Below are 25525 nucleotides of genomic sequence, written 5' to 3'. Positions count from 1 at the left end.
ACGTCAGTGGTCGTGGTCGTGCCTGCCGAGGGTCTCTACGGGGGTCGCGCCGGGGCGGGTCCACTGCGGCACGGGGCGGCTGGCCGGGCCCCAGGTCGCGTTCCCGTCCGCGTCCGAGCGCCAGAACCAGCACGGGTCGTGTCCCCCGGGCCAGCCCTCGGGGTTGGCCTCCCACGCCTCGCCGCGGCCGTAGGGCGTCATGTCGAGCAGGCCCAGGGACCCGTTGACCGGCTCGTTGCCACGGCCCGTCGTGGAGTAGGTGAGGAACGCGCGGTCGCCGTCGCGCAGGAAGCAGGCGATGTGGCCCATGTTGTCGCCAACGGGCGCGTCCAGCCCGCGCACCGAGTACCAGGGCTGGGTGTAGCCCATGAACTCGACGTAGGGGGCAACCTCGTCCCACCGGCCCGTGGTCAGGATGGCGAACGAGACGCCCCGGGCGTTGAGGTAGACGGCGTCGTTCATGTGCCAGGCCGTCGTGGTGCAGCCCTCGCACTGCCCCTGGTGCGGTGCGCCGTCGTACCACATGTGCTTGTACACCACGAGCTCGTCGCGGCCCTGGAACAGGTCCAGGAACGGGACCGGGCCGCCGGGTCCGGCGACCTCGACCGTCCCGTCGAGCTCCACCATCGGCAGCCGGCGGCGGGCCGCAGCGAGGGCGTCGCCCTGGCGGGTATGGGCCTTCTCGCGGACCAGAAGCTCGTCACGGGCCGTCTGCCAGGTGGCCAGGTCGACCACGGGCGGGCGGCCGGGCAGCGCGGTGGTCGGGTCGTCCGGCGTTGTCGTCAAGGTGTCCTCCTGGTGTCTCGTGCCGGGCAGCGTCGTACAACGGCGGTCAGCGGTACAGACCCGCGACCCGTCCGGAACTCATCGCGGCAGGGGTGCCCTCGGCTGAGCCCGCACGGACCGCGTCGGGCCGAGAAGCTCACGGGAGGGCGCTGAGATCCGCGTCACGTCAATTTTCAACAAACTGTTGACTCGAGCGAGTGCTGGATCCTACTGTTTCCGTTAACCGAAACCACGATTTCGCGTTGCGGGAAATGCGCAGGTCACCCGCGTGCGAATCCGGGAAAGGTGGCTGGAAATGGCTGCGGCGTATCCGGTACCGGGCTCCTCCGGTGAATTCGGCGAGTCCGGCGTAGCGCGGTTCAACGAGCTACCGGCGGAGGAGGCGAGGGAGCTTCTGCACGCCTGCTGCGATGTCCCCGCCTGGGTGGAGGCGGTGCTGTGCGGCCGGCCGTACGCCGACCGTCGCCGGCTACTCGAACATGCCGATCTGGCGGCGCGACGGTTGACTCCCACCGAAGTGGACCGTGCGCTCGCCGCGCATCCTCGCATCGGCGACCTCCCCGCGGACTCCGGCCGCGAGTCGTCGTGGTCGCGGGGCGAACAGCGCGGCGTGGAACGCGACGAGGCATCGCTGCGGCAGTTGAAGGAGGTGAACCTGGACTACGAACGCCGGTTCGGGCGGGTGTTCCTCATCTGTGCCGCGGGTATGACCTCGGCGCAGATTCTCGATGCCGCGCGCGCCCGGCTCGGCCATGACGAGGCGACCGAGCGGCGCGTCGTTGCGGAGGAACTCCGCAAGATCGCACTACTGCGTGTGGAAAGGGTGCTTGACGGATGACCACGATCAGCACACACGTCCTGGACGCCGCGCGGGGCCTGCCGGCAGCCGGGGTCCCGGTACGGCTGGAGAGCCGGGAGACCGACGGCGGGCGCCTGCTCGGCTCGGACGCCACCGATGCCGACGGTCGGGTCGGATCCTTCGACGGGGCGGCGGGCACGGGTACCTACCGGCTCGTCTTCGACACCGGCACGTACTTCGCCGACGCGGGGCGGCCCTGCTTCTTCCCCGAGGTCGTCGTGACGTTCACCGTCACCGACGCGAACGCGCACTTCCATGTCCCGATCCTGCTCAGCCCGTACTCCTACACCACCTACCGAGGGAGCTGACCATGGCTGTTGTCCTGGGAACGAACCAGTACGGCAAGGCCGAGTGCCACGTCGTCCGGGTATACCGTGACACCGCCCGGCACCATATCCGAGATCTCACGGTCTCCACGGCACTGCGCGGCGACTTCACCGAGGCCCACGTCGACGGTGACCAGGGTGAGGTACTGCCGACCGACACGCAGAAGAACACGGTGTTCGCCTTCGCGTCCGAGCGAGGCGTCGGGCAGATCGAGGACTTCGCGCTCGAGCTGGGGGAGCACTTCGTGCGGCAGACGCCCGCGGCCACCGAAGCCAAGATCGATGTCTCCGAGCACGGCTGGGATCGCATCGATATCGACGGTCACGGTCACGATCATTCCTTCGTACGATCCGGGCAGGAGACGCGCACCACCGTGGTCACGGTGCGCGGGCACGGTGCCGACCGGCAGGCGTGGGTGATCTCCGGGTTGAACGACCTCGTGCTCGCGAAGACGACGGGATCGGAGTTCCAGGGGTTTCGCACCGACGGCTACACCACGCTCGCCGAGACCGACGACCGGGTGCTGGCGACCTCGCTGGTCGCAAGGTGGCGCTACCTCGGCACGGAGGTGGACTGGGGTAAGAGCTACTCGGCGGTGCGAGCGACCCTGCTGCGACGGTTCGCCGAGGTGCACAGCAAGGCACTGCAGCAGTCGCTCTACGAGATGGGCAAGGCCGTGCTCGAGCAGCACACCGACATCGCAGAGATCCGGTTCTCGGCTCCGAACAAGCATCACTTCCTGTTCGACCTCGAGCCGTTCGGGCTGGAAAACCCCGGCGAGGTGTTCCATGCTGCCGACCGCCCCTACGGGTTGATCGACGTGTCCGTGCGCCGTGACGACGTAACCGAGGCCGAGTCCGCGTGGCACGCGGTACCGGGCTTCTGCTGAAGGGAGGCGTGATGTTCTCGCTACGCAGAACGTCCCAGCGGGCCGGCTCGGCGCGGCCGGAGGACGAGAAGCTGCCACCGCACCTGCTGACGCTCTACGGCCTGCAACACATCCTCACGATGTACGCGGGCGTGGTGACACCCCCGCTGATCATCGGTGGTGCGATCGGCCTCACCACCGCCGAGCTCGGCATCCTCGTCAGCGCGGCACTGCTGGTCAGCGGGCTGGCCACGGTGCTGCAGACCCTGGGGGTCTGGCGGTTCGGCGCCCAGCTTCCCGTGGTCATCGGGATCTCCTTCGTCCCCGTCAGTGCCATGACCGCGATCGCCGAGGAGAGCGGCCTGGCGGTGGTGTTCGGTGCGGCCATGGCCTCCGGTGTGTTCGGCTTGCTGCTGATCCCGTTCATGGCCGGGCTGCGCCGGTTCTTCCCACCGGTGGTCACCGGCAGTGTGATCACGGTGATCGGGTTGTCGCTGCTGCCCGTGGCCGCCGGCTGGATCACGGAAGGGGCCGACGGTGGCCCGCCACCCCTGGGTGACCTGGGGCTGGCCGCCGCGACGCTGGTGATCGTCCTCGTGCTCGCCCGGGTACTGCCGGGGGCGGCGAGCAAGCTCGCCGTGCTCGGTGGCCTGATCCTCGGCACCGTGATCGCCGGGATCGCGGGACGGGTCGACTTCAGCGAGGTCGGCGAGGGGCCGGTGTTCTCGTTCGGCCAGCCGTTCTACTTCGGACTCCCGGAGTTCCACATCGCCGCGATCGTGACGATGTGCATCGTCATGGTGGTCATCCTCGCCGAAGGGATCGCGGACATCTTGGCGGTCGGGGAGATCGTGGGGACCGAAGTGGACAGCCGGAGGTTGGCGAACGGGTTGCGAGCCGACGTCAGCGCTGCCGTGTTCGGGCCGGTGCTCAACTCGTTCCCCGGCAGTACCTTCTCACAGAACGTCGGGCTGATCGCGCTCACCAGGATCAAGAGCCGGTACGTCGTCGCCGTCGGTGGCCTGATCCTGATCACGCTCGGCCTGTTCCCGATCCTCGGGCGCATCGTGGCCACCATCCCGATGCCGGTCCTCGGAGGGGCGGGTCTCGTGCTGTTCGGCTCGGTCGCCGCGGCCGGGGTCCGGACGCTGGCGAAGGTCGACTTCGACAACAACCTCAACCTCGTCATCGTGGCGGTCGCGTTGGGATTCGGTGTCATACCCATCGCGGCGCCGGAGTTCTACGAGGCCTTCCCGGAGTGGCTCGCCATGATCATGCACTCCGGCATCGTCGGCGGATTCGTGGCGGCGCTGGTGCTCAACGTGCTGTTCAACGTGCTCGGGCGCGCGAGCAGTGATGGCACCGGTGCCGGTGCGCCCCCGGACGGGAGCCCGGGCCTCGCGGAGGAGGACACGCCCCGCGGGTGAGCCCCGCGCGACGAACACCCCGTGCCGACACGGTCGACACGGGGTGTTCGTGTGCCCGACACGGGGTGCCGGCAGGCCCGAAACGGGGTGGGTTCAGCCGTCCTCGTGCTCGCGGCTGTCCTGGTACTCGCGCCAGGAGCCGAGGTGCGAGATGTCGATCAGACGGGCTTCCTGCCGGTACTCCTTGCGCAGCAGCACAGCCAGGGCGGGTGCGCCGTCCTCGAGCTCGATCACACCGAGCTCGACCTCGGCCGGCTCGGCGGGCAGCAGGGAGTCACGCAGTGTGTCCAGGGGGAGCTCGTAGACCTCACCGGCCACGGACGTGCCCGCCGAGTCGGTCGGCTCCAGCGCGGGGAAGCGGTCATCGACCGAGTAGAAGCGGTACTTCGCCGCGGTGCGCGCCGTCCGCACCAGCGGCGCGCCGCGCAGGTAGGGATGCAGCGGGCCGCCGCGCATGCCGCCGCCGTTGAGGAACATGTGGACCACATCGACCTCCTGAGCCGTTCCTGCTGTGTCGCCTGATTCGTTGGGGTTCGCTGTCGTTCGACGCCGGGTCCGGCGTCAGGTGCCGAGCACGAGCCGCTCGACCGGGGACGGGTCGGTGTCCGCGCGGTGTGCGGCGGTACGGAGTGCCTCGACGTCGCTGTACGGGCGATCGGCGAGGATCGCCCGGGTGGCTGGTGCTGGCAGGCCGCCCTCCTCGCTCAGCAGCGCGTAGCCGCGGTCGTGCTGGAGGCTGTTGAACCATGCGAGGCCGATACGGGCGCGCCCGGCCGGGGTGAGGTCACCGTAGACGCGTAGCCGCGCGAACCCGCCATCCGGGTAGACGTCGACGCGGACGTGGTCCACGGGCTCGTCGGCCGTGACGGGGAACCGGTGCCGGGTGTCCGGCTGCAGGCGGGTGCGGCCGAGGAGCTCCACCTCGCGCGGCTGAGTATCGGTTCGGACCGTGCCGGTGAGCCGGAACCACCCGGGGGCGTTGCCCTTGAAGTGCGTGGTGTCGATCTCCACCTGGTGGACGGTCCCCTCCGCAGCAAGGCGCACCTCGACCCAGTCGTTGCCGTCGTCGCGCCGCCGCGCCGTCTCCCAGCCCTCACCCATCACGCGGGCATACCCGGGCATCAGCAGGTTGTTCGGGGAGGAGAAGAAGCGGTTGGAACAGCCGGTGACTACGCCGCCGTTCTCCTGGGCGGCCAGGTCCAGTGGCATACCGGCGAACGAACGGGGGTCGGCGAGAACCTCGCCGTGCACGCGCAGCCGGGCCACCCCGCCGTCCGGGAAGATGTTCAACCGCACATGGGTGAAGCGCTGGTCGCAGGGGACGGCGAACAGGTTGTTCGAGTCCCCCTTGAGAGCCTCCTTCGGTACGATCTCGACCCACTCCACGCTGTCGTCACCGAGCTCTTCCGGCGACGGGTAGCCGGACACCGAGGTCGCCTCGACCGAACAGTGTTCGGGATAGTTGCCCGTGAAGAACGCGGTGTCCACCGTGATGCCGTGGATGACCCCGGGGGCACCCAGCCGGATGACCGCCCAGTCGTGCCCGGCATCGCGCCTGCGCCGCGTCTCCCAGCCGTCGTAGACCTGCCCCTTGTGGCCGAACGTGTGCGGCCGGAACTCCGGCGCCTGCGGCGTGAGCAGGTTCTCCTTCTCGGCGAAGAACTCGTCGCTCGCCGCGACGACGGCGCCACCGAGGGCGCGCCCGGCCAGATCGGGTAACGCGCCGAAGTCCATGGTCGTCATGGCCGTCCCTCCTGCTTACTGCTGGTGCTGACATTCTCCGCCGTACCGGAGACTCTAGTTCCCGGGCCGCGCCGGTCGCTGCCCGAAGGTCAGCGAGCGTTGCCTGCCACGGCCCGCCGGGTCATCCGCTGTCCGGTTCCGGGACCTGCGGCATCAGCGGGTCCCTGGCCAGCCGTTCCGCTGCCAGCCGCTCGAGCAGGGCGCCCGCTTCGGCGACACACCGGTCCGGGTCGGGTTCGAGGTCGGTCAGCGCGTACGCGCCCGCGAAGCCCGCGTCGACGAGCTCGGTGCCGGTGATGAGGCAGCGGCCCGCGACCGCCAGTACGGGCACCCCGGCACGGCGGGCGGCCTTGGCCACCCCGGCCGGGGCCTTACCGCGCAGGGTCTGACGATCGACCGAGCCCTCGCCGGTGATCACCAACCCCGCGCCTGCCAGCGCAGCGGGAAAGCCCACGAGGTCGAGCAGGTACTCGATACCGGGGCGGACCGTCGCGCCGAGGACCGCGAGCGCGGCGAAACCGACACCGCCCGCCGCTCCCGCGCCGGGGATCTCGGCTGCTCCGCCGGCGATCCCGGCATCGCGGTGCAGGACCTCCGCCCAGTGAGCCAGCGCCCGGTCCAGCTCGCCTGCCAGGACACGGTCGGCGCCCTTCTGGCGGCCGTACACCTGCGCTGCCCCGTGCGGCCCGAGAAGCGGATTGTCGACGTCACACGCCACCACGATGCGCGCGTCGTGCACGCCCGGGTGGAGCCGGGAGGTGTCCACGCGGGCGAGCTCGAGCAGCCCTTCCCCGCCCGGCCCCAGGTCCGCTCCGTGCGCGTCGGTCAGGCGCAGCCCCAGCGCCCGCAACATCCCCGCCCCTCCGTCGGTGCAGGCACTGCCGCCGAGACCGAGCACGATCTCGCGGCATCCCGCGTCCAGAGCGGCGCGGACCAGCTCACCGGTGCCGTAGGAGGACGCGCGCATCGGCGCGCGCACGCCTCCGGGCAGCCTGCGCAGCCCGGAGGCGTCGGCGAGCTCGACCACCGCGACGCCGTCGCGTTCGGCGTAGGACGACTCGATCGGCTGCCCCGTCGGCCCGGTACACGGCACGGGAACGGCCCGGAAGCCCGCTGCGAGAGCGGCCTCCAGGGTGCCGTCCCCGCCGTCGGCCACCGGCACCCGGCGCACGTCCGGGCCGTGCGACCCGGCTGACAACGCGCGGGCCAGGCCCGCGGCCAGGTGCCCGGCGACCTCGGGCGCGGTCAGTGACCCCTTGAACTTGTCCGGGGCGATGAGGACATGACCGGTGCTCATCGCCGGTCAGTCCGTCAGGGCAGGCCGGGCGTGTTCGGCGCCGTCCTGGCGGGCCTGCGGCACCACGCTGGTGGGGGCGTCCTCCAGCGTGGTGGCCAGGTCCTCGAACTCGTTGATGCCGTCGATCTCGGTTCCCATCGATATGTTGGTCACGCGCTCGAGGATAGCCTCGACAAGAACCGGAACCCGGTACTCGAGCATCAGCTTGCGTGCCTCGTCGAACGCGGGGAGGAGCTGGTCCGGTTCGGTAACCCGGAGCGCCTTGCATCCCAGCCCTTCCGCGACCTTGAGGTGGTCCACCCCGTAGGCACCCAGCTCGGGGGTGTTGATGTTGTCGAAGGACAGCTGGACGCAGTAGTCCATGTCGAACTGGCGCTGTGCCTGCCGGATGAGGCCGAGGTAGGAGTTGTTCACCACGACGTGCACGTAGGGCAGGTTGAACTGGGCACCCACCGCGAGTTCCTCGAGCAGGAACTGGAGATCGTAGTCGCCGGACAGCGCGACGACCGTGGCCTCGGGATCGGCCTTGCACACGCCCAGTGCGGCGGGGACGGTCCAGCCGAGCGGGCCTGCCTGGCCACAGTTGATCCAGTGCCGCGGCCGGTACACGTGCAGGAACTGCGCCGCGGCGATCTGGGACAGCCCGATCGAGCTGACGTAGCGGGTCTCCGGCCCGAACGCCCGGTTCATCTCCTCGTACACCCGCTGCGGCTTGATCGGCACGTCGTCGAAGTGCGTCCGGCGATGCAGCGTCTCCTTGCGCTCGGCGCAGTCGCGGACCCAGGCCCGGCGGTCCGGCAGCTGTCCGCTGTCGGCCCACTCGCGCGCGATACCGGAGAACAGCTCGAGCGCGGCGCCCGCGTCCGAGGTGATGCCGTAGTCGGGCGCGAACACCCTGCCGATCTGGGTCGGCTCGATATCGACGTGCACGAAGGTGCGACCCCGCGTGTAAGTCTCCAGACCGCCTGTGTGCCTGTTGGCCCAACGGTTGCCGATACCCAGCACGAAGTCGGACTCCAGCAGGGTGGCGTTGCCGTAGCGGTGCGCGGTCTGCAGACCCGCCATTCCTGCCATCAGCTCGTGGTCGTCGGGGATGCTTCCCCAGCCCATGAGCGTGGGAACGACCGGGACGTCGACGGTCTCGGCGAAGGAGACGAGCAGGTCCGAGGCGTCGGCGTTGATGACTCCGCCGCCCGCGACGATCAGTGGGCGTTCTGCCTGGCAGAGCATCTCGAGCGCCTTCTCGATCTGCGCCCGGGTGGCGGACGGCCGGTAGGCCGGAAGCGGCTCGTACGTGTCCGGGTCGAACTCGATCTCGGACTGCTGCACGTCGAGAGGCAGGTCGATGAGAACCGGACCCGGCCGCCCGGAGCGCATCTCGTGGAAGGCTCGCTGGAAGGCACCCGGAACCTGGGACGGCTCGAGGACCGTGAGCGCCATCTTCGTCAGCGGCTTGGCGATCGACGGGATGTCGACGGCCTGGAAGTCCTCCTTGTGCAGCCGCGACCGGGGTGCCTGGCCGGTGATGCACAGGATCGGCACGGAGTCGGCGGACGCCGAGTACAAGCCCGTGATCATGTCCGTGCCCGCGGGGCCCGATGTGCCGATGCACACGCCGATGTTGCCCGCGGCCGTTCGCGTGTAGCCCTCGGCCATGTGCGAGGCACCCTCGACGTGCCTGGCCAGCACGTGGTCGATGCCTCCGCTGTCGCGCATCGCCGCGTACAGGGGGTTGATAGCGGCACCGGGAATGCCGAAGGCGTTCGACACGCCCTCGCGTTTGAGGACTTCCACAGCCGCGCGTGCGGCCGTCATTCGAGGCATGGCCATTCTCCAGGGGGAAGCGAGGGATGGGGGGACAGGCGGGGGCGTCCTACTGGTCCGCTCGGCCGGACAGCTCCTCGACGAGCTTGAGCAGGCCGGAGTGGTCGAGCGCACCGTCCCCGCGCGCCACCAGGGCTGCGACCAGCTGGGATACCGCGGAGCCCAGCGGGATGGTCACGCCGGCATCGCGAGCTGCCGCCTGCACGATCCCGAGGTCCTTGTGGTGCAGTTCGAGGCGGAAGCCCGGGTTGAACTGGCGGGCCAGCATGGCCGTGCCCTTGCGGTCGAGGATGGCGTTGCCGGCCAGCCCGCCGGAGAGGACCTTGACCGCGGCCTCGGTGTCCACCCCGTGCGCTTCCAGGAAGACGATGGCCTCGGCGACGAGCTCGAGCGTGCCGGCGACGATGAGCTGGTTGGCTGCCTTGACGGTCTGGCCCGCCCCGGCGGGACCGACGTGCACCACGGTCTTGCCGACCGTGTTCAGCACCGGTTCGGCGGCGGCGAAGTCGGCGTCCGCACCCCCGACCATGATCGACAGAGCGCCGTCGATGGCTCCCTGCTCGCCGCCGCTGACCGGCGCGTCGAGTACCCGCACCCCGCGAGGTGAGGCCTGCTCGGCGACGGTGCGCGAGGTGTCCGGCCGGATGGTGCTGCAGTCGATGTAGAGCAGGTTGTCCTTGGCGTTGGCCAGCACGCCGTCCTCACCGAGTGCCACCTCGGCGACGTCGGGGGAGTCCGGCAGCATCGACACCACGATGTCGGCGTCGCGGACGGCGGCACCGATCGAGTCGGCCGCGCGGCCGCCCTGCTCGACGAGCTTGTCGATCGCGGGCCTGCTGCGGTTGTACCCGATGACGTCGTAGCCGGCCGAGGCGAGGTTCGCGGCCATCGGGCCGCCCATGATGCCGAGGCCGATGAATCCCACAGTGGTCATGGTGGTAGCTCCTCGTCGTGTGTCTTACTTGTTGATCCAGTCGAAGCTGTCGGCGCTGGCGCCGGACGGCTTGTACTCGAGCCCGATCCAGCCGGTGTATCCGCGAGCGTCGAGCTGCGTGAAGTAGCGCTCGAACTCCAGCTCGCCGGTGCCGGGTTCGTTGCGGCCGGGGGCGTCGGCGATCTGCACGTGCGCGATCTCCGCGGCGTGGGCGTCGAGGACGTGCGCGATGTCGTCGCCGTTGACGCTCAGGTGGTAGAGATCGGCGAGCAGGCCGACATTGCTCGAGCCGTGCGCACGCACCTTGTCGAGCACGGCCAGCGCGTCGGCCGCGGTCAGCAAGGGATACTTCGGCGCGCCGCTGACCGGCTCCACGAGGACGGTCCCGCCGATCGACTCGACCGTCTTGGCCGCGTGCACGAGATTCTCGATGGCCAGCTCGTCCTGTGCGGCCGGGTCGGCGCCGTCGATCCGGTTGCCGTACAGCGCGTTGAACGCGCGGCACCCTGTGCGCTCGCCGATCGCCGCCACGAGCGCGGCGTTGTCCCGGAACTCCTGTTCCCGGGCGGGCCACGACACCAGGCCCCGGTCCCCGCCCGGCATGTCACCGGCGAAGAAGTTGAGCCCGACGAGCGCCACGCCCGCGTCGCCGAGCGCGGTGACGAACCGGTCGACCTCGGCGCCGGACGGGACCGCCTCGGAGAACGGCCACCAGAACTCGACGGCGTCGAAGCCGGCCGCCTTGGCGGCGGCGGGGCGTTCGAGCACGGGAAGCTCGGTGAACAGCAGCGAGCAGTTCACCGCGAAGCGGCCTGCCTTCTGCGCCATCTTGTCTCACTCGCTTTCACGATACGAAAACTTAGTTTTGGTTTGTGAAATGAGCTTATCGAGATGCTGTGATGCGCGTCAAGTTCAGGGCGTGATCGCGGCGCCGACCCGCACCAGCCGGGAGCACGCGGCTGACTGCGGCGGGCCGGAGCTCGCGGCTTTCGAGCGTGGCAACACCCTGCTGAGGCCGGGGTCGATCGAGAGCCGCACGTGCTGACCCGCAGCGGGAGCGGGAGCGTGCAGCGGGATGCTGGCCAGGATCGGCTGGCCCCCGTCGAGCACGACGGTCCGCAAGCCCGGCCCCGGCACCACCCGCTCGACACGTGCCGGTACGCCGCTCGCCCCGGCCGGCCACACGGACACGCCGATCGCGAAAGCCGCGACCGTGACCGGTCCCGGCGCGCCGTGCCAGGTCAGTCCGGTGCGCTCCCCGCCGACCGCCACCTCGCCGTCCGCGCGGACCTGGGCGTCGAGCAGGTTGTCGTATCCGACGAGCGCGGCGACGCTCGCGTCCGCAGGCCGGTGGATCACGGCGTCCGCCGTGCCGTCCTGGCGCACGTGCCCGCCGACGAGAGCGATCACCCGGTCGGCCAGCCGCAGGGCGTCGTCCGCACGGTGCGAGACGTGCACGACGGTGGTCGTACGGTCGGCGAGAGCGAGGCCGAGATCGTGCAGGAAGGACAGGCGTGACTCGGAGTCCAGGCTCGCGGCCGGCTCGTCGAGCAGGAGCACGTCCGGGTCGATGGCCAGCGCGCGTGCGAGGTTGACCCGCTGCTGCTCACCCCCGGACAGCCCGGCGGCATGGCGGTGGGCCAGGTGTGCCACACCCATTCGCCGGAGCGCGGCGTCGGCGAGGTCACGGCGCTGCTTCCGGGGGATCTTCCGCCATTTCAACGGCAACACGACGTTGCGCAGCACGCTGGTACTGAGCAGCCCGGGACGCTGGGTGGCGTACGCGGCTCGCCGCCGCAGGGCGATACCGCCGTGCCCGGTGCCGGTCCCGTCCACGGTCACCTGACCGGTGTGCGGCGTCTCGGCGGCCGCGAGCAGCCGCAGCAACGTCGTCTTGCCGGCACCGTTCCGCCCGAGCACCGACACCTGCTCGCCGCCGTCGATGCCGAGCGAGTCCACGCGGAGGACCTCGTGTCCACCGCGGTGGTGCCGGACACCGTCCACTCTCAGTTGCGCTCCCATACGGCCGCCCTTCCCTGGACAGAGGCGAGGAGCCCGTTGATGACGAAGGCGAGTCCGAGCAGGATCGAGCCGTAGACGATCGCCACGCCGAACTCGCCTCTGCTGACGTTCTCCACGATCGCGGTGGTCATCACCTGGGTGTGGCCGTGGATGTTGCCCCCGACGATCGTCACGGCACCCACCTCCGAGATCGCGATCCCGAAACCAGCCATCGCGGCGGCGAGCAGCGCCACGCGCGCCTCGATCCACAGGCGGAGCACCATCTGCAGCCGGTTGGCGCCGAGCGTGCGGAGCTGGTCGGACAGCTGGCGTGGCAGTTGCCGCAACGCGGCCATCGTGATCCCGGTGACAAGGGGGGTGACTATCAGCGCCTGGGCTATGATCATCCCGGGCACGGTGTAGATCAGGTCGAGACCGCCGAGCGGTCCGCTTCGCCAGAGCAGCATCGCCACGACCAGCCCGACGACCACCGTCGGCAGTGCCATCCCTGTGTTGACCAGAGCGATCACCACCCTGTTGTCGCCGAGGCGCACCAGAGCCAGGGCGGTGCCCAGGGAGATCCCGAGCAGTGCCGCTATCGACGTCGCGGAGACCGATACCAGTGCCGATCGGGACAGAACCTCGATGACGGGCTCGGACATCAGGCCCCCGCATCCGGGAAGAACAGCGGCTCCCCGTATTCCTCGATGCCGAACTCGGCGATGGCTTCCTGGGTGGGTTCGTCGCGGATCCACTCGGCGAACGCCTCGGCGCAGCCGCTGTTGACGTTCTCGCCGTCGACGACGATCACGTGATAGTCGTTGCGGAGGTCGTCGGTTCCGGCGAACGCGACCTCGGAGTCCAGCCCGGACGTGGCGAGGTACGTGCCGCGATCCGTCAATGTGTACGCCTGCCGCTGGCTCGCGATCGTCAGTGTCTCGCCCATGCCCTGACCTGTCTCGATGTATGCCTGCCCGGAGTGCTCGACACCTGCTTCGTCCCACAGGGACAGTTCCTTGGCATGGGTTCCGGAGTCGTCGGCCCGGGACGCGAACGCCGCGCCCTCGTCGGCGATCCGCCGCATCGCCTCGGCGGCGCTGCCTGCGCCGTCCAGGTCCACCGGATCTCCCGGCGGTCCGACCAGGACGAAGTCGTTGTGCATCACCGGCTGCCGGAGCGAACCGTGCCCCTGCTCCATGAACCGCTCTTCCGCCTCCGGCGAGTGCACGAGCACCGCATCGGCCTCACCTCGCTCGCCCATCGCCATGGCCTGTCCCGACCCGACGGCCACCGTCTTTGCCGTACACCCGGTCGTCGACTCGAACTCGGGCAGGATCGCGTCGAGCAGCCCGGTGTTCTGCGTGCTCGTGGTCGTCGCCAGCACCATGGGGCCGCCGGCCTCGCCCCCGGCCGAGCCTGATGCGCACCCGGTCACCACGGCCAGTACGACTGCCGGGCCGAGGCGGGCCCACCGCATTCTCATGTCGCCTCCCTGAACTCACCTGTCCGGCCGAAGTCGTATCCGGCCATCATGGATAGCCGCTTCCGGAACGAGCGTGTTGCCAGCACGTCGAGCAGCGGGGCCAGCGCCGCCGTGGCATCCGGGCTGACGGCGAGCTCGAAGTCCTCGTGGCCGACGGGTACGAAGTCGGCGTCGACCGCCGTGGCAGCCGAGCGCACGGCCAGTCCCGCGTCGGCCGCGCCGCTCGAGACGGCCACCGCGACCCCGATATGGGACTCTGCCAGTTCGCCCTGTGGTCGGGGCGTCGCTCCGGACTCGCGCAGCAGCCGGTTCAGCAGCAGCCGGGAGCCCGCGCCGGGCGAGCGCCACACGAGGTCCAACCCGTCGAGGTCTGCCACCCCGCGAACGTCCGGTGGGTTTCCCTTCGCGACGACGATGCCCTGTTCGCGGCGCCACAGGTGTACCAGCATGGCGGGTCTGCCACCCAGGATCCCGCGCGCTGCGGCGTCGTTGGCCCGCCCCGTCACCGCATCCCGCAGGTGTACGGCCGCGGCGTCGCTCTCGCCTGCCGCGAGCGATCCGAGCCCCGCGACGCTGCCGCGTACGTGCCCCACGCGCTCGCCCCGCGAACCGAGCGAGGCCAGGAGCAGGTCCAGCGCCGGGTCGTCACTGCCGGATACCCGCGCGCTCACGTCACCGGAGAGCATGGCGCGGGCACACTCGATGCCGGTGGCGGTGACCACAGCGGTCGAGCGTTGTGGGCCGCCGATCACCCCCGCGTCGCGCAGCCGCGCGTGGGCCTTCGCCGCGGTGCCGGGAGAGCACCCGGCCCGGTAGGCGAGGGCGCGCACCGTCGGTGCGGGCTCTCCCGGTCGCAGCCGTCCGGTGAGGACGTCGCTCGCGACAGCGTTCGCCAGTTCCTGTACCAACTGTGTCACGAATACAGTATACAGTTTATGCTGAGGTGCGCATAGGGGTAGCGCGTCACGTGACGGGCCGCGCGCCGGCGCGGCACCCGCCGCCGGGACGAGGAACGATCCGGCGGTGTCGCTGGAGTGCCGGGCCGCCCGTCACGGAGATGTCTGGGCCGGTGGAGTGTCGCGGTCGGGCTCGCGTGTCGCGGGTCGCGCGGAGGCGTGGTCCCGGCCGCCCGGCCGATGAACGACCCGGCCGGTCTCCTCGGTGTCGTAGCCGCCCAGCTCGCGGATGGAGGCCTGGAAGCCGGGGGAGTCCAGCAGCTCCCACAGGGGAGCCAGCAGCGGGTCGTCCAGGGTGTGCGCGTCGAGGACGAGGTCGTAGGGCTCCTGCGCGACAGGCACGAAGTCCAGGCCGAACGCTCGCGCTGCGGCCAGGATCCCGAGCCCGCAGTCCGCGCGGCCCGCCGAGACGGCGGCGGCTACGGCGAGGTGCGTCGGTTCCTCCCGCGCGTACCCGCTGATGCGCTGCGGGTCGATCTCGCGGCGGTGCAGTTCGTGGTCGAGCAGCATCCTGGTTCCCGCGCCGCGCTGCCTGTTGACGTAGGACAGGTCCCGCTCGGCGAGGTCGCCGAGGTCGGTGATGCCGTGCGGGTTGCCTGGTGGTACGAGCAGGCCCTGGTCGCGATGCACGAGGCGGACCACGGCGAGCTCGCGGTCGGGCATCATCTCGTCGAGGTAGGGGAGCGTGTACTCGCCGGTCGCCGGGTGCAGCAGGTGTGAGCCCGCGATATGGCACAACCCGTCCCGCAACGCCACGAGCCCTCCGAGGGAGCCCACATTGGACGACGCCAGCGTCAGCGTGGGGTCGGTCGACCGGAGCGCGTTGGCGGCGAGGTCGAGCACGAGGTCGTGGGAGCCGATGGCCACGATCGTGCGTTCGATCTCCGGGTACCGGCGCAGCAGCTGAACCTGCACCTCCTCGCCCGCGTGGTGCCCCTCGACCGCAGCGGGGACGAACAGTAGCCCGTCCGCGCGGACGAGTGAGGTCAGTACACCCGCGCCACGCGGAAGGGGGGTCGCGACCACCGTTCCGCCGACCGAGCCGAGGCGTACCCGCACCCAGTCGTCCATGCCGACCACCGAGGGGAGTTTCCTGGCCAGCCGGGCACGAGCCGCCGGCCGGTGCGGTGGCGCCGCGCCCTCGAGCTCGGCGAGCATCGGTGCGGCGAAGATGTCGAAGGTCAGGGCAGCCGACACCGGGTAACCAGGGATGCCGATCACCGGTGCGGCGTCGACGGCGCCGAGCACGACGGGGTGGCCGGGCCGGACCGCCACGCCGTGCACCGCGAGGGTGCCCTGCTCGGAGATCACCCTGGCGGTGTAGTCGTCACGACCCGCGCTCGATCCGGCGATGACGATGACCAGGTCGGCCGTGGCCGAGGCGTCGCGGACCGCCGCGCCGATGCGGCAGGTGTCGTCGGGCTGGACGGCTGTGGTCCACGCCTCGCAGCCGGCATCACGTGCCTGCGCGGCCAGCATGAGGGAGTTGGTGTCGACGATCTCGTCCTGCCGCGGCGGGGACCCGATCGGAACGATCTCGTCCCCGGTCGGGATGACCGCCACCCGCGGTGTGCGCCGCACGGTCAGCTCCGTCGCCCCGGCGGCCGCGGCGGCGGCGACGTCGACCGGCCGGAGCCGGTGTCCTTCGGGTAGCAGCAGCTCGCCGGCACTGACGTCCTCACCGATGGACCGGACGTTGTGGTACGGCGGAACCGCCGCCAGGATCTCGGCGCTCTGACCGGAGTCGCCGGCGACGTAGTGCACGTGCTCGCGCATGATGACTGCGTCGCGTCGCTCCGGCATCGGGTCGCCGGTGTCGACGACCTCGTAGGAGCCGGGCGCCAGCCACAGCGGGGTGGTCTCGCTGGCGCCGTGCGTGTCCTGTGCGCGTACGGCGATGCCGTCCATCGCCGCCACGTCGCCGACGGGGGAGGAGCGGGTGGCCCAGACGGGCTCGGCAGTCACCCGCCCGACCGCATCGGCCAGTGCCACCGTGACGGTGTCGGTCCGCTCGGCGCATCCATGGGACAGGCAGGCCCGGCGCCATGCTTGGATGGCCGACTCCGCGGGGACGTCGCTGATGAACGGGCTGTCCTGCACGGTCGCCAACCTACCCCGGCCGATCCGCCGCCCGCACCTCGGCGGCGGGCGGACGCGTGCGGGAACCTGCTCTCATCGCGGTCACCTGTACAGCGTCACCGTGACGTGCTGACCCTCGTCGAGACCGGTGGCCGACTCGTCGATCACCACGTAGCCGTCCGCTGTGGTCAGTAACGACAGCAGGGCGGAAGCTCCGAACAGCGGTACCGCCCGGCCGTCCTGCACGCGTACCTGCACCACGTCGAGCCTGCCCGCGGCCGAGGCCACCCGGCGCGCGAGCTCCGCGGTGGTGCTCGGCTCGGCCGGTGGCAGGGTGACACCTCCGACCCGGCGCACGATGGGGACACCGACCAGTCGGAACACCACCAGTGCCGACAGCGGGTTGCCGGGAAGCCCGATGACCGGGACCTCGCCTGCCTGCGCGAGCAACGTGGGCTTGCCGGGTTTGATGGCCAGCCCGTGGCAGAACACCCCCGGCTCGCCGAGTGCCTCCACCGCGGCCACCGTCTCGTCACGCGCGCCGACCGACGAGCCTGCCGAGACCACGACCACGTCGCACTCCTGGGCGGCCTTTTCCAGCGTCCTGGTCAGCACGCCCGCGTCGTCCGGCACGATGCCGCGCGGGCACGGGATGCCCCCGGCATCGATGACCAGGCCGGCCAGCGCGGACGCGGTGGCGTCGCGGACCTGGCCTGCGAGCAGCTGCTCGGTCTCGGGCGGCACGACCTCGTCACCGGTGGAGACGATGCCGACCCTTGGCTTCGCGCGCACCACGACGTCGCCGGTGCCTGCTGCGGCCAGCAACCCGAGGTCCTGGGCGCGCAGCGGGCGGCCCGCGGGGGCGAGCACGTCGTCGGCAGCGACGTCCTCGTCGGCGCGAACCGTCCCGTCACCGACCGCGACGGGACGGCTCGCCTCGATCATCCCCGGCATGGTCTGCTGGGTGTGCTCCACCATGAGCACCGCGTCGGCGCCCTCCGGAAGGGCCGCCCCCGTCGGTACCGCGACCGCCGTACCGTGCCCGACGGCGACCGCTGCCGGAGCTCCCATCCGCACGGAACCGGCCACCTCGAAGTAGGCCGGTAACGCCTCGCTCGCGCCGTGCGTATCGGCGGCACGTACCGCGAACCCGTCCACGGTCGAGCGGGTGAACCCGGGAAGTGCGGTCCGCGACGTGACCGCGGACGCCGGTACGCGCCCCAGCGCGTCGGCGCGGCCGACACGCTCGGTGCCGGTGCGCCTGCCCGGCCGGAACCCGGCGAGCGCCTCGGATACCGGCAGTGCGGTGAAGAACTCCCTGCCGCTCACAGTGGACCCGTTCCTCCGTTCACGATCGCGCGCCGGGTTCCTCGCGGTTGAGGACGCTGACGACGGGCCCCATGGCGACCTGTCCCAGCCCGCAGATCGAGGTCTTGCGCATGACCATCTCGAGCTCACGCAGCCGGGCCTTGCGCGCGTCGTCGAGCTCACCGCCGTTGTGCAGTGTGTCGGTGAGCAGGTCGTGGGCCTTGGTCGAACCTGCCCTGCACGGCACGCACTTTCCGCAGGACTCGTTGCGGAAGAACCTCAGGACGTTGGTCGCGGCAGCGAGCGCGTCGGTTCCCTCGGCGATGACCACCATCGCGCCGGAACCCAGCATCGATCCCGCCTCGGCAAGGGTGCCGAAGTCCATCGGCACGTCGAGGTGCTCCGGCCCGAGGAAGTCGGACGATGCGCCCCCCGGCTGGACCGCGTGGAGCCCGGACCCGCCCGCGACGCCGCCCGCGAGGTCCAGCAGCTCCCGGATCGTGGTACCCATCGGGACACAGTAGACTCCCGGGTGCTCGACGTGTCCGGAGACCGCGAAGAACTTCAGCCCGCCGCTGCCGTTGGTGCCTTGCTCCGCCCACCAGCTCGCGCCGCGGGAGGCGATGATCGGAACGTCGGCGAAGGTCTCGACCGAGTTCATCAGGGTGGGCTTGCCCCACAGCCCGTAGACACCGGGGAACGGGGGCTTGTTCCGGGGTTCGCCGCGGTGACCCTCCATGCACTCGATCAGGGCGGTCTCCTCGCCGAGGATGTAGCCACCGGGCGAGGTGAAGATGTCCAGGCTCAGCCGGTACCCGCTGCCGAGAACGTCGTCGCCGAGCAGCCCGATGTCGTGCAGGTGCCGGATCTCGGCGTGCAGCACCTCTTCCTCGGGGCCGTACTCGTGCCGGATGAAGACCGTTCCCTCTTCGGCGCCTGCCACGACCATGCCCATGAGCATGCCCTCGAGCACGAGATGGGGCTGCTCCGCGAGGAGCTGGCGGTCCTTGAACGTGCCGGGCTCGGACTCGTCGGCGTTGCAGATGGCGTACTTGACGCCCGCGTCCTGGGCACGCACGATCTCCCACTTCTTACCGGTGGGAAAGCCGGCACCTCCCATGCCGCGCAGGCCGGAGTCCTTCAGCTCGGCGATGACCGTCTCGGGCGCGATCGCGCCGGACAGCAGCGCCCTGAGCGTGCCGTAATGCTCGTCCCTTCGCGTGTACGGGTCGTTCGGCCAGCCGCTCGGGGGAGCGTAGGCGACGGTAGCGCCCAGTTCCGTGCCGCCCGTCCGCCGCTGCTCGACGAACTCGGCGACGTCGTCGACCCTGCCCGGCCGGTCGTCCACCGTAGCGGCGGGGGCGATGTCGCAGCGGCCGGGACAGGAGACCTCGGTGACCTCGACGTCGCTCGTGCCGTCGTACTGCTCGTGCAGGCGCTCGATCCGCTCATCGGCACCCGTCAACCAGCATGTGAGGTCGTGGCAGACGCCAACGGTCACCCCGGTCGGCGGCTCGGTCCTGAAGTGCGGGTAGAAGGTGATCAGACCTTCGATCTCGTACAGCGGGCGCCGTTGGCGCCGTGCGAGCGCCTCCAGCTCCTCCCTCGGCAGCCAGCCACACCGGTCCTGTATCTCCTTGAGCATCGGGATCAGGCTCGGGCCGGGGAACTTCCCGGCCCGAGCCTCGACGCCGGGAACCTTGTCCTGCTTGGGATGGGCCTCCGCAGTCACGCTGTGCTCCCTCCGGCTGGGGCGCTCTCGCGGTCGGCCACGGGGACGATCCGCACGGCGCAGAACTTGAACTCGGGAATCTTGCCCGTAGGGTCGATCTCGTCGATCGTGAGCAGGTTCGCGGCGGCCTCCCGGAAGTGGAACGGGATGAACACGTTGCCGCGTGCCTCCCTGTGGGAGACCTTGACGTGCAGCTCGATCTCCCCGCGCCGGGAGATCACCCTGGCGAGGCCGCCGTCGGTCAGCCCGAGCTCGGCGGCGTCGCCGGGATGAACATAGGCTTCGGCACGTGGCGAGATGGAGTCCAGCGCGTACGACCGTCGCGTCATCGACCCGGTGTGCCAGTGTTCGAGCAACCGGCCGGTGTTGAGGACGTAGGGATACTCCTCGTCGGGTAGCTCCTTGCCGGGCAGCCACTCGGCCGGCACCAGGTGCGCGAGCCCGTCCGAGGTGTTGAACCGGTCGTCGAACAGCACCACGGTGCCGTCCTCGTGCTCCGGGTCAGGGTTGGGGTAGAGCTTGCCGGTAGACCCGAGGTTGTCGTAGGTCAGGTTCGCGTAGTCCGGCATCAGCTCGACCATCTCCTCGAACACCTCACGCGGGGAGCGGTAGTCCCAGCCGAGCCCGAGTCGCTGCGCGATGTCCTGCACGATCTGCCAGTCGACGCGGGCCTGCCCGGGCGGGTCGAAGACCGTACGTCCACGCTGGACTCGGCGGTCCGTGTTGGTGTAGGTGCCGTCCTTCTCCAGGTACGACGACGCAGGCAGGACGACGTCGGCGAACTCGGCCGTCTCGGTGAGGAAGATGTCCTGCACGACGAGGAAGTCGAGCTTGGCCAGTGCCTTGCGGACCTTGTTGATATTGGGGTCGGACAGGAAGGGGTTCTCCCCGAGCATGTACATACCCCGTACGCCGCCGTCCAGGACGGAGGCCATGACCTCGGTGACGGTCAGCCCGTTGTTCGGGTTGAGCTGCACACCCCACGCCTGCTCGAACCGCTGCCGGGACGCGCTGTCCGATGCGGACTGGTAGTTGGGGTAAAACATGGGGATCAGCCCCGCGTCCGAGGCGCCTTGCACGTTGTTCTGCCCGCGCAGCGGGTGAAGTCCGGTACCGGGCTTGCCGACGTTGCCGGTGATGGAACACATCGCGATCAGGCAGCGCGCGTTGTCGGTACCGGTGGTGTGCTGGGAGATACCCATGCCCCAGTAGATGACCCCGGCGCCCGCCTCACCCCAGATGCGGGCGATCCTGCGGATGGTCTCGGCATCCACGCCGGTGATCTGCGCGGCCAGCTCCGGCGGGTACGCCTCGACGGTCTTGGCAAGCTGCTCGTAGTTGGCCGTCCGGTCGGCGACGAAGTCGTGGTCGACAAGGTCCAGCCGGATGATCTCGTGCATGATGCCGTTGTACAGCGCGACATCGGTACCCGGCTTGAGCTGGCAGAAGATGTCGGCGTGGTCGGCGACCGTGCCGGCCCGGGGGTCGATGTAGATGATCGTGGTGCCGTCACGCCGGGCCTGCTTGAAGAACGACGAGGCCACCGGGTGGTTGGCCGTGGCGTTGCTCCCGGTGATGATCGCGACGTCGGCGTTGGCGATGTCGCCGTAGGTGGTCGACACGGAGCCGGAACCGACGCCCTCGAACAGGGCCGCCACGCTGGACGCGTGGCACAACCGGGTGCAGTGGTCGACGTTGTTGGACCGGAACGCCGTGCGGATCAGCTTCTGGAACAGGTAACCTTCCTCGTTCGAGCACTTGGCCGAGCCGAACCCCGCGATCCCGTCGGAGCCGCTCTCGGCGTAGATCTCGCCGAGCCGCCGCGCCACAAGGTCGAGCGCCTCGTCCCATGTGGCCTCCCGGAAGTGCGGCATGACCTCCTCGTAGGGGACGAGGCCGCCCGGTTTGCGCCCGCGCTTTCCGTCGCCGTCCTCGCCGCTGTCGGCCTTCACATCGGCCGAGAGCGGCCCCTTGGGATATGCCGAGTCGACCCGGATCAGTGGTGTGGTCAGCCGTTGCGGGGAGGCGGCGTAGTCCCAGCCGTACCTTCCCTTGACGCAGAGCCTGCCCTGGTTTCCCGGCTGGTCCCGACCCTCGGCGTACGAGATGCCGCCGCGCTCGCGGTCGACGTAGTAGGTCAGCGCGCAACCCACGCCGCAGTACGGGCAGACCGTGTCGACCGCGTCGAGCTGCTCCTTCGGCTGGATCGGGATGTTGTTGATGGGCTTGTTCGTCAGCGCGCCGGTCGGGCAGGCCGATACGCACTCGCCGCAGGTCACGCAGGACGACGCGCCCATAGGGTCGTTGAGGTCGAAGGCGATCCGGGAGCCGTAGCCCTTACCCGTGCGCCCGATGACGTCGTTGCCCTGCACGTCGTCGCACGCCCGGACACAACGGTCGCACAGGATGCAGGCGTCGTGGTCGACCGCGATCACCGGGTTCGAATGGTCGGTGCCCTTGGCCGGGCCGGAGAACAGGTCGTCGACCCCGATGACGTCGTAGTCGTCGGCCACCGCGATGAGCTCGTTGTCGGCCGTCGTCGTCTGCTTGGGGTCCTGCTCGCGCTCCGGCTGGTCGACCACCAACAGCTCGGTGAGCACGCGGCGGCTCTGCTCGACCTCCGGGGTGGAGGTCGTGACCTCCATATCGGGCTCGCACGGGCGCACGCACGAAGCCGCGAATGCCCGCCCGCCCGTGTCGACGACGCACATCCGGCAGACTCCCACCGGCTCGTAGCGCTCGTCGTGGCACAGCGCGGGGATGTCGATGCCCAGCTCACGCGCGGCCTGCCAGACCGTGGTCCCCTCGGGGACCGTGATGCTCCGGCCGTCGATGGTGAGCGTGACGGTGCGCTGCTCGGGGGCTTGTTCGGGCTCCGCCGGAGCACGGTGCGTCAGGGTCATAGTGTCGGCTCCGTTCCTGAATCCGTCTGCACGAGTTGTGGCCGACCGTGCTGGTCGAGTCCACGCTCCGCGTAGTAGGTATCGATCATGGCGCGCAGTCGCTCGGCCGGCAGCGTCGCGGTACGTCCGGACTCCAGCTCGACCGGGTCGTCGAGAAACCGCTCGGGAAGCCAGTCGTCCGCGGCTGTCCACCCTTCCCGGATGTTGAAGGCGCGTTTGGCCAGCACGATGTGCTGAGCGGACCGGCGTAGCTCGGCACCGGTGATGTCCCATCCGGTGATCGGTCCGAGCAGGCCCGCCCATTCCTCGAACGGTTCGGTGAACACCCCGCGCAGGAACTTGCACAGGATCAACGAGTCCATGACAGCCGCGCGGTCCTCGGTCTCGATGGCGGCCCGGACGTGCTCGCTCGTGCCGTGCACCCGGTCGAGGCCGCCTGCGAGGTCGGCCTCGTACGCACCGGAGCGGTTGTGGTCGGCGCCGCGGGCATTGACCGCGAGACCCAGTGCCATCGACTGCATCGTGCGGGGCTCGTAGCCGGGCATCTCCATGCCCTTCACGTGCGGCGCGAATGCCGATGACCCGTGCCCGACGACCTCTGCCGCGCTCCGGGAGCCCTCGGCCAGGAGCTTCCCGATCCCGGTCCGCGTGCCGATCTCGTCCAGCACGCGCAGCAGGGCGGCGCCGTCGCCGAAGCGTAGCCACGGCACGTCGAGCAGCCCGCGCTCGACGCATTCCATCGCCCACGCGATGGTCCCGCCAGCGGATATGGTGTCCAGGCCGAGCTCGTCGCAGCGCGCGCTCGCCTCGAGCACCTGGTCGGGGTCGGACACCCCGCACATCGGCCCGAGCGCGAAGACGTTCTCGTACTCGACGCGCGCCTTCTTCCCTGACTTGGAGGCGTAGATGTGCTCGCAGCCGATGCTGCACGAGGCGCACGTCGAGCGGGCCACCGAGCGGCTCTCCGCGAGGTCCTCCGCCGACAGCGCGGGCGCCTCCGCGAAGGTCGCGCTCTGGAAGTTCCGTGTCGGCAGGGTGTTGATCGCGTTGAACGCCAGCAAGTTGGACAGCGTGCCCAGCTCGCGGTACTTCGCGGTCGCGGGGCCGAAGGAACGATTGCGCAGGTCCTTGGCAGCCGCGAGTACGGCCGCACGGTCGGCGAGCTCCACACGCCTGCCGCCCTGTACGGCCACGCACTTGACGTTCTTCGCGCCGAGTACTGCCCCGAGGCCGCCACGGCCGGCATGCCGGCCGTCGTGGGACATGGTGGCGTAGCGAACCTGCCGTTCTCCCGCCACACCGATGCTCGCCGCGCGCCACCGGCGCCCGTACTTCGCACGGACGGCTTCTTCGGCCTCGCTCGCCGACAACCCCAGCTCCGGCGTGGCATCGACCAGCTCGACCCCGTCCTCGGAGATCAGCACATGCTGTGGCGTAGCCGCACGCCCGGTGATCACGATCGCGTCATGGCCGGTGAACTTGCCCGAGATGGCGAAGTGACTGGAGGCCAGTGCGTCGGTGAGCAGGCCGGTCAGCGGTGACTTGGCCACGACCGCGAACTTCGCGCTGGTGGTCAGCGGAGTGCCGACGAGAGGGGAGAAGACGAAGGACAGCGGTGCCGCCGGATCCAGCGGGTCGATGCCCGCGGGCCCGAGCTCGCTGGAGAGCCAGGTACCGAGACCAGCGCCGCCCAGATACCGGCGCAACACCGCTTCGGGTAGCGGCACACGCCGGACATCCCCATCGGAAACGTCGACGAGGAGTGCCTGACCGAAGTATCCACCTGGAGGTGCCGTCATCACGCTCACCCGCCTGCATCCGCAGAGAGGAACGAGACGGTATCGCCGCTCAGTAGCGGGCACTGACCGTCATCGCGGATCTGGTCGCCATTGACAGCCGCCACGATGTGACCGTCCAGTGTCAAGCCTACCTGCTCTGCGGCCTCGGCGAGCGTGGCCGCGCGGGCGCGAACGGACCCCCGGGTGCCGCCGCGGGTGGCCAGCACGCCGAACCGCTCCACCGTTACCTCCGGAGCCTGCCGAGCACGAGCGCGTTCGTAGTCCTCCGGGGTGTTGACGTTGACGACGGACTCGAGCCCCGGATCGGCCCTGGCCAGGTTCGGATCGGCCAGCAGCTCCTCGTCGGTGAGCCTGCGGACACGGCAGTGCTCGAAGAGCTGGGCAGGCTTGTGCTGGCCGGCCCGCAGCTGTTGCGCCACGAGAGGGGCCAGACCGGTGCGGTAGCCTGCGGCCATCGGCTGCCGGTACCCGTGTACGAGCGGGAGTACCACGTCGATCGGTGCCTCCTCTCCGTGTTCCCGGTCGAGCTGGAAGCCACGCAGCACGGTGTGTACGAAAGCCGCGTGGAGGAACGGCAGGTCGGTCGAGCACACGAACGCGGTCTCGGCGTACGTGTGGGCGGCGTCGAGGCCGACGGCCAGCCCCTGCATCGGGCCGTGGCCTTCTTCCGGGTCTTCCCGGACGACGACCCTCGGGTCCAGTTCCGGGAGTTTCTGGTCCGGAGCGCGGACAACGATCACCGGTCCGGTGACCGCGCGATCAAGTACGCCTGTGACCTGCCGTAGTAGGGTGGAACCGTGCCACTCGAGGGCCGCCTTGGATGTCCCCATCCGGGAGGAGCGGCCGCCTGCGAGCACGATCCCGGCGGCTCCGTTCATACTGTAGACGGTATACGATATGTCAATGTTTGCCTCCTTGGCTTCGAAGTGTCGGCAGGGCGGTGGCGACCGTCCTGCGGGCTCCGACCACAGTTTCGACGGTACCCGCGTTTCAGCACGCTACTCCAGCTTCGGCGCTGGTCACAGGTGAGCGGACGGTCGGCTGTGGTGGCGTCGCCTGCGGTACGCCAGCACGGCCGACCGTGGGCCCCGGCACCCGGCTCAGGAGCGGGTCCTGACAGCTGTGCCGTGGCTGGGTGTGGGTTTAGAGTTGTTTGAGTTCTTCGACGATGTCGGTGGTGGCGGTTTTGGCGTCGTTGA

The 25525-nt window shown here is 70.1% G+C and carries 21 protein-coding genes; 4 read left to right on the top strand and 17 right to left on the bottom strand.

The features are described 5' to 3' along the window. Positions 1 to 3 precede the first annotated feature (3 nt). Positions 4 to 786: a DUF899 domain-containing protein gene (locus H0B56_RS04700; protein ID WP_180891723.1), complete on the bottom strand. Its 783-nt coding sequence runs from the start codon at positions 784 to 786 to the stop codon at positions 4 to 6. A gap of 295 nt (positions 787 to 1081) precedes the next feature. Between H0B56_RS04700 and uraD the strand changes: the two genes are divergently transcribed. The 4 genes from uraD to H0B56_RS04680 are packed head-to-tail and all read left to right on the top strand — an operon-like array spanning position 1082 to position 4267. After that, a complete protein-coding gene (gene uraD / locus H0B56_RS04695) occupies positions 1082 to 1624 on the top strand; it encodes a 2-oxo-4-hydroxy-4-carboxy-5-ureidoimidazoline decarboxylase (RefSeq protein ID WP_180891722.1) in 543 nt (180 codons plus the stop codon). After that, a complete protein-coding gene (uraH, locus tag H0B56_RS04690; protein ID WP_180891721.1) occupies positions 1621 to 1953 on the top strand; it encodes a hydroxyisourate hydrolase in 333 nt (110 codons plus the stop codon). Before uraD ends, uraH begins: the two co-directional genes overlap by 4 nt. Positions 1954 to 1955: 2 nt before the next feature. Then, on the top strand, positions 1956 to 2861 hold the full coding sequence (pucL, locus tag H0B56_RS04685; protein ID WP_180891720.1) for a factor-independent urate hydroxylase: 906 nt from the start codon (positions 1956 to 1958) through the stop codon (positions 2859 to 2861). 11 nt (positions 2862 to 2872) lie between these two features. Then, complete coding sequence (locus tag H0B56_RS04680; RefSeq protein ID WP_180891719.1) at positions 2873 to 4267, top strand: nucleobase:cation symporter-2 family protein; 1395 nt, start codon at positions 2873 to 2875, stop codon at positions 4265 to 4267. Positions 4268 to 4360: 93 nt separating this feature from the next. Here the strand turns inward: H0B56_RS04680 and H0B56_RS04675 are convergent, their stop codons facing one another. From H0B56_RS04675 to H0B56_RS04600, 16 genes are all read right to left on the bottom strand, one after another. Continuing rightward, on the bottom strand, positions 4361 to 4744 hold the full coding sequence (locus H0B56_RS04675; RefSeq protein WP_219632409.1) for an allophanate hydrolase-related protein: 384 nt from the start codon (positions 4742 to 4744) through the stop codon (positions 4361 to 4363). Between the two features lie 84 nt (positions 4745 to 4828). Beyond that, a complete protein-coding gene (gene alc, locus H0B56_RS04670) occupies positions 4829 to 6010 on the bottom strand; it encodes an allantoicase (protein WP_180891717.1) in 1182 nt (393 codons plus the stop codon). Positions 6011 to 6131: 121 nt separating this feature from the next. Next, positions 6132 to 7307, bottom strand: coding sequence for a glycerate kinase (locus H0B56_RS04665; RefSeq protein WP_180891716.1), 1176 nt, complete (start codon positions 7305 to 7307; stop codon positions 6132 to 6134). Between the two features lie 6 nt (positions 7308 to 7313). Then, positions 7314 to 9131, bottom strand: coding sequence for a glyoxylate carboligase (gene gcl, locus H0B56_RS04660; RefSeq protein ID WP_180891715.1), 1818 nt, complete (start codon positions 9129 to 9131; stop codon positions 7314 to 7316). 49 nt (positions 9132 to 9180) lie between these two features. Beyond that, entirely contained in the window at positions 9181 to 10065 is an 885-nt protein-coding gene (locus tag H0B56_RS04655) for a 2-hydroxy-3-oxopropionate reductase (protein WP_180891714.1), read from the bottom strand. Between the two features lie 24 nt (positions 10066 to 10089). Next, positions 10090 to 10893 carry a hydroxypyruvate isomerase family protein gene (locus H0B56_RS04650; protein WP_180891713.1) on the bottom strand — a complete coding sequence of 268 codons (804 nt, stop codon included), beginning with the start codon at positions 10891 to 10893 and terminating at the stop codon, positions 10090 to 10092. A gap of 84 nt (positions 10894 to 10977) precedes the next feature. Beyond that, positions 10978 to 12087 (bottom strand): ABC transporter ATP-binding protein, encoded by a 1110-nt coding sequence (locus H0B56_RS04645; protein ID WP_180891712.1) that lies wholly within the window; start codon positions 12085 to 12087, stop codon positions 10978 to 10980. Then, the gene (locus tag H0B56_RS04640) at positions 12072 to 12728 is read right to left on the bottom strand and encodes an ABC transporter permease (RefSeq protein ID WP_219632344.1); all 657 of its coding nucleotides are present in this window, start codon (positions 12726 to 12728) and stop codon (positions 12072 to 12074) included. Before H0B56_RS04640 ends, H0B56_RS04645 begins: the two co-directional genes overlap by 16 nt. Next, positions 12728 to 13549 (bottom strand): ABC transporter substrate-binding protein, encoded by an 822-nt coding sequence (locus H0B56_RS04635; RefSeq protein ID WP_180891711.1) that lies wholly within the window; start codon positions 13547 to 13549, stop codon positions 12728 to 12730. The genes H0B56_RS04640 and H0B56_RS04635 overlap by 1 nt, the downstream gene beginning before the upstream one ends. Next, complete coding sequence (locus H0B56_RS04630; RefSeq protein WP_180891710.1) at positions 13546 to 14466, bottom strand: substrate-binding domain-containing protein; 921 nt, start codon at positions 14464 to 14466, stop codon at positions 13546 to 13548. The genes H0B56_RS04635 and H0B56_RS04630 overlap by 4 nt, the downstream gene beginning before the upstream one ends. 132 nt (positions 14467 to 14598) lie before the next feature. Further along, a complete protein-coding gene (locus H0B56_RS04625) occupies positions 14599 to 16605 on the bottom strand; it encodes a molybdopterin biosynthesis protein (protein WP_180891709.1) in 2007 nt (668 codons plus the stop codon). A gap of 81 nt (positions 16606 to 16686) precedes the next feature. Further along, entirely contained in the window at positions 16687 to 17913 is a 1227-nt protein-coding gene (locus H0B56_RS04620; RefSeq protein WP_180891708.1) for a molybdopterin-binding protein, read from the bottom strand. Between the two features lie 19 nt (positions 17914 to 17932). After that, positions 17933 to 19624, bottom strand: a complete 1692-nt coding sequence (locus tag H0B56_RS04615) for an NAD(P)H-dependent oxidoreductase subunit E (RefSeq protein WP_219632342.1) — start codon at positions 19622 to 19624, stop codon at positions 17933 to 17935. Next, positions 19621 to 22527 carry a formate dehydrogenase subunit alpha gene (fdhF, locus tag H0B56_RS04610; RefSeq protein ID WP_180891707.1) on the bottom strand — a complete coding sequence of 969 codons (2907 nt, stop codon included), beginning with the start codon at positions 22525 to 22527 and terminating at the stop codon, positions 19621 to 19623. The genes H0B56_RS04615 and fdhF overlap by 4 nt, the downstream gene beginning before the upstream one ends. Continuing rightward, positions 22524 to 24326 carry an aldehyde ferredoxin oxidoreductase family protein gene (locus tag H0B56_RS04605; RefSeq protein WP_180891706.1) on the bottom strand — a complete coding sequence of 601 codons (1803 nt, stop codon included), beginning with the start codon at positions 24324 to 24326 and terminating at the stop codon, positions 22524 to 22526. The genes fdhF and H0B56_RS04605 overlap by 4 nt, the downstream gene beginning before the upstream one ends. A gap of 5 nt (positions 24327 to 24331) precedes the next feature. Further along, positions 24332 to 25204, bottom strand: coding sequence for an NTP transferase domain-containing protein (locus tag H0B56_RS04600; RefSeq protein ID WP_180891705.1), 873 nt, complete (start codon positions 25202 to 25204; stop codon positions 24332 to 24334). Positions 25205 to 25525 lie beyond the last annotated feature (321 nt).

The sequence above is a fragment of the Haloechinothrix aidingensis genome (assembly GCF_013450155.1).
GTDB classification, from domain to species: Bacteria; Actinomycetota; Actinomycetes; order Mycobacteriales; family Pseudonocardiaceae; genus Haloechinothrix; species Haloechinothrix aidingensis.
This window is presented reverse-complemented; position numbering and strand designations above follow the sequence as displayed.

Coding starts and splice junctions, on each gene's coding strand:
- uraD (WP_180891722.1), top strand. CDS start 1,082: ATGGCTGCGGCGTATCCGGTACCGGGCTCCTCCGGTGAATTCGGCGAG.
- uraH (WP_180891721.1), top strand. CDS start 1,621: ATGACCACGATCAGCACACACGTCCTGGACGCCGCGCGGGGCCTGCCG.
- pucL (WP_180891720.1), top strand. CDS start 1,956: ATGGCTGTTGTCCTGGGAACGAACCAGTACGGCAAGGCCGAGTGCCAC.
- H0B56_RS04680 (WP_180891719.1), top strand. CDS start 2,873: ATGTTCTCGCTACGCAGAACGTCCCAGCGGGCCGGCTCGGCGCGGCCG.
- H0B56_RS04675 (WP_219632409.1), bottom strand. CDS start 4,744: ATGTTCCTCAACGGCGGCGGCATGCGCGGCGGCCCGCTGCATCCCTAC.
- alc (WP_180891717.1), bottom strand. CDS start 6,010: ATGACGACCATGGACTTCGGCGCGTTACCCGATCTGGCCGGGCGCGCC.
- H0B56_RS04665 (WP_180891716.1), bottom strand. CDS start 7,307: ATGAGCACCGGTCATGTCCTCATCGCCCCGGACAAGTTCAAGGGGTCA.
- gcl (WP_180891715.1), bottom strand. CDS start 9,131: ATGCCTCGAATGACGGCCGCACGCGCGGCTGTGGAAGTCCTCAAACGC.
- H0B56_RS04655 (WP_180891714.1), bottom strand. CDS start 10,065: ATGACCACTGTGGGATTCATCGGCCTCGGCATCATGGGCGGCCCGATG.
- H0B56_RS04650 (WP_180891713.1), bottom strand. CDS start 10,893: ATGGCGCAGAAGGCAGGCCGCTTCGCGGTGAACTGCTCGCTGCTGTTC.
- H0B56_RS04645 (WP_180891712.1), bottom strand. CDS start 12,087: ATGGGAGCGCAACTGAGAGTGGACGGTGTCCGGCACCACCGCGGTGGA.
- H0B56_RS04640 (WP_219632344.1), bottom strand. CDS start 12,728: ATGTCCGAGCCCGTCATCGAGGTTCTGTCCCGATCGGCACTGGTATCG.
- H0B56_RS04635 (WP_180891711.1), bottom strand. CDS start 13,549: ATGAGAATGCGGTGGGCCCGCCTCGGCCCGGCAGTCGTACTGGCCGTG.
- fdhF (WP_180891707.1), bottom strand. CDS start 22,527: ATGACCCTGACGCACCGTGCTCCGGCGGAGCCCGAACAAGCCCCCGAG.
- H0B56_RS04605 (WP_180891706.1), bottom strand. CDS start 24,326: ATGACGGCACCTCCAGGTGGATACTTCGGTCAGGCACTCCTCGTCGAC.
- H0B56_RS04600 (WP_180891705.1), bottom strand. CDS start 25,204: ATGAACGGAGCCGCCGGGATCGTGCTCGCAGGCGGCCGCTCCTCCCGG.